We start from the raw sequence: 3,253 nt of genomic DNA, 5'->3' as shown, positions 1-3,253 counted from the left end.
CGCTCAGGAGCCTACGCCAGCGATACAGAGTAACCGGTGTTTTGCCCCCACATTGCCCGCTGTCGCCTGATCTGTGATCGAGTTTCCATGGAAGAGCGACAAGGAGTTTCTCCATGGATACTATATTGGAGGTTCTCACGACGCGGCGGAGCCGACGTGAGGCTCATCGCCAATGGCCTGACGAGATGAAGGCACGGATTGTTTCGGAGAGTTTGCGGCCGGGCGTGACGGTGAACGAAGTGGCGGAACGCCACGGTCTGAAGCCCAACCACCTGTCTTCCTGGCGAACACGGGCGCGACAGGGCAAGCTGGTTTTGCCTGAGCCGGAGGATACAGTCGAATTCGCAGCCATGGTTATCGAGACGCCCGTGCCGGAGCCGCCGACTGCCAAACCAGTCTCCCGCGCCGAGATCGTCGTCGGTCCAGTCACCATCCGTCTTGAGGAAGGGGCGTCTGCCGCCCGGATCGCCGCCATCGCGCGTGCCTTGGCGGCGGCGACATGATCTTTCCATCGAACCGCGTGCGGATCATGGTGGCGACCAAACCGGTCGACTTCCGCAAGGGGCATGACGGATTGGCGGCCCTGGTGAAGAACGAGCTGCACAGGGACCCGTTTACCGGAACGGTCTTCGTGTTCCGATCTCGCAAGGCAGATCGGCTGAAGCTGATCTACTGGGATGGCTCCGGTATCGTGCTGGCCTACAAGAGGCTGGAAGAGCACACCTTCGCCTGGCCCGATATCAAGGACGGACTGATGACGCTGACCCACGCACAGTTCGAAGCCCTGTTTGCGGGCCTCGATTGGCGGCGGGTTCATGCCATCAAGACAAGAACACCGGAAACCATCGAATAGCTGCGGCACGATGACTCAGGACGGCAAATTCCAAAGGCAAATCAGGTCGGGATTTGGTAGGTTCTGACCATGCTGGATGCCACCGACCTTCCCGATGATGTTGCTGCCCTGAAGGCGATGCTGCTCGCAGCCCAGGCACGCGAGGCAGGCAAAGACGCCGAGGTTGCCCGCAAGGATGAGCGGATCGAACGGCTTGAGAAGCTGGTCGCAGCGTTCAAGCAGGCAGCCTTCGGGCGCAAGTCTGAGAAGATCGATTCCGACCAGTTTGATCTGGCATTGGAAGACCTGGAAACGGCCATGGCAGCGATCCATGCCGAGGATGAGGCGGACGTTCCTGCTGGAAATAGGATTGCCAAGGCACGCGCGATCAATCGCGGCTCCCTTCCAAAGCACCTTCCCCGTGTCGAAGAGGTGATCGAGCCGGAAAGCCTGATCTGCGCCTGCGGTGGATGCCTGCATTGCATTGGCGAGGATGTCTCCGAGCGTTTGGACGTGGTCCCGGCGCAGTTCCGCGTCATCGTCACGCGTCGCCCCAAATATGCGTGCCGTGACTGCACAGACGGCGTCGCCCAGGCCCCAGCGCCCGCTCGGTTGATCCAGGCGGGACTGCCGACGGAAGCGACCGTCGCCCATGTGCTGGTCTCCAAATACGCCGACCACCTTCCGCTTTATAGGCAGGCCCAGATCATGAGCCGCCAAGGCATTGATCTCGACCGCTCCACACTTGCCGATTGGGTCGGCCGGGCAGCCTATGAACTGCGTCCGGTCTTCGATGCGCTGATTGCCGATCTGAAGCGCTCGACCAAGCTGTTCATGGACGAGACCCGTGCCCCGGTTCTCGATCCCGGTTCGCGCAAGACCAAGACTGGATACTTCTGGGCGCTGGCACGGGATGATCGCCCTTGGAGCGGCAGCGCTCCGCCAGGCGTCGCCTTTACCTACGCTCCAGGTCGCGGGGGCGCTTATGCCGAACGGATATTGCAGGGCTTCTCCGGAATCCTGCAGGTGGATGGCTATGCCGGATACAATAGGCTGATCGCGGCTGACTGCATCTGCGCGGACATTCGGCTTGCCTATTGTTGGGCACACGCTCGTCGTAAGCTGATCGAGATCACCCGCAACGGATCAGCACCGATTGCCGAGGACGGCGTCAAGCGGATCGGAGAGCTGTATCGCATCGAAGCCGGTTTGCGCGGCCTCGATCCCGAGGCTCGCCTTGCAGGTCGGCGGGAACGGTCAGCGCCGCTCGTGGCTGACTTGCAGACCTGGCTCGCCTGTCACCGCGCCCGCGTCGCAACGAAGTCCCCGCTCGGCGAAGCTTTGGCCTACATCGCCAAATACTGGGATGGCCTGAAGCTTTTCCTGACCGACGGCCGCATCGAGATCGACAACAATAGCGTGGAACGAACCATCCAGCCAATTGCGCTGAACCGCAAAAACGCACTCTTCGCGGGCCATGATACCGGAGCCGAGAACTGGGCGACTATCGCCTCGCTTGTCGAGACATGCAAACTCAATTCTGTCGATCCGCAAGCCTATCTGACTGCTACGCTCACCGCCATCGTCGAAGGCTACAGGCAGAGCCGGATTGAGGAACTCCTACCGTGGAACCATTCGGTCTAGTAACCGGTGCCCAACCGCTTCAGTCGCGCCATAAGCCCTATGTTTTGCGTACGTTGGTAGAAGTTACTGCAACGTACTTCTCTTCTTTGGATTCCTCTATAAATTTCAGCGATGACGGGCTCAGCCGTCTCTCGAAGGAGGCTAATCGAATGTCAAATGTCCCGACCTTTGCTGCCGCAGGCGGCGATCCGGATGTCGTGGAAAAATGCCTCAAGGGTAGCCAGTTCGGCACCAAGACCTTCAAGGTTCACCTGGATGGCTACAATCTCATGCCGTTCTTCAAAGGCGAAGTGAAAGAGGGCCCCCGAAACGCATTCGTGTACTGGAACGACGACGGCCAGCTTGTGGCGATCCGCTACGACGAGTGGAAGGCAGTGTTCCTAGAGCAGAACCACCAGAGGCTGGGGGTTTGGATGGGCGGCTTCGAAGAGTTGAGGCTTCCGAAGCTGTTTAATCTGCTCTCTGACCCGTTCGAGCGGGGGGATCAGTCGATCTTGTATGACCAGTGGGTCGCGGAACGTGCCTTCGTACAGGTTCCCTTGCAAGCCTTCGCAGCCAAATGGCTGAGCAGTTTCAAGGAATTCCCACCGAGGCAAAAACCCGCGAGCTTCAACCTCGATAAAATCGTGGAACAGTTATCCACGCCTGCATCGAGGTAGCGCCGCTCGCCATTGTCGCCTTTCTGAGGTGGCAATGGCGTCGCCATGCTCACACCAACCCCATACCCAAAGGTGGATTGGAGTCGCCTCGATTTGCTTGCCCGGTGCGATGGGCACA

4 protein-coding genes are annotated in these 3,253 nt (G+C 59.7%); all 4 read left to right on the top strand.

Annotation, left to right across the window (positions count from 1 at the left end; all coding sequences use genetic code 11):
* Positions 1 to 113 precede the first annotated feature (113 nt).
* The 4 genes from tnpA (at position 114) to ACSQ3J_RS31130 (ending at position 3,135) form a co-directional block, all read left to right on the top strand.
* Positions 114 to 503: an IS66-like element accessory protein TnpA gene (gene tnpA / locus ACSQ3J_RS31145; protein ID WP_318913650.1), complete on the top strand. Its 390-nt coding sequence runs from the start codon at positions 114 to 116 to the stop codon at positions 501 to 503.
* Entirely contained in the window at positions 500 to 853 is a 354-nt protein-coding gene (tnpB, locus tag ACSQ3J_RS31140; protein WP_436041158.1) for an IS66 family insertion sequence element accessory protein TnpB, read from the top strand. The genes tnpA and tnpB overlap by 4 nt, the downstream gene beginning before the upstream one ends.
* 69 nt (positions 854 to 922) lie before the next feature.
* Entirely contained in the window at positions 923 to 2,476 is a 1,554-nt protein-coding gene (tnpC, locus tag ACSQ3J_RS31135) for an IS66 family transposase (RefSeq protein WP_436041156.1), read from the top strand.
* A 149-nt stretch (positions 2,477 to 2,625) separates the two neighbouring features.
* Positions 2,626 to 3,135, top strand: coding sequence for a hypothetical protein (locus ACSQ3J_RS31130; protein ID WP_436041154.1), 510 nt, complete (start codon positions 2,626 to 2,628; stop codon positions 3,133 to 3,135).
* Positions 3,136 to 3,253 lie beyond the last annotated feature (118 nt).

This window comes from Rhizobium sp. LjRoot98 (genome assembly GCF_964252935.1).
Classification (GTDB): Bacteria; Pseudomonadota; Alphaproteobacteria; order Rhizobiales; family Rhizobiaceae; genus Pararhizobium.
The sequence above is the reverse complement of the archived record's forward strand: the minus strand, read 5'-3'. Positions and strand labels throughout refer to the sequence as shown.

Bases quoted from the DNA above. Each gene is read 5' to 3' on its own strand.
- tnpA (WP_318913650.1), top strand. From the start codon at position 114: ATGGATACTATATTGGAGGTTCTCACGACGCGGCGGAGCCGACGTGAG.
- tnpB (WP_436041158.1), top strand. From the start codon at position 500: ATGATCTTTCCATCGAACCGCGTGCGGATCATGGTGGCGACCAAACCG.
- tnpC (WP_436041156.1), top strand. From the start codon at position 923: ATGCTGGATGCCACCGACCTTCCCGATGATGTTGCTGCCCTGAAGGCG.
- ACSQ3J_RS31130 (WP_436041154.1), top strand. From the start codon at position 2,626: ATGTCAAATGTCCCGACCTTTGCTGCCGCAGGCGGCGATCCGGATGTC.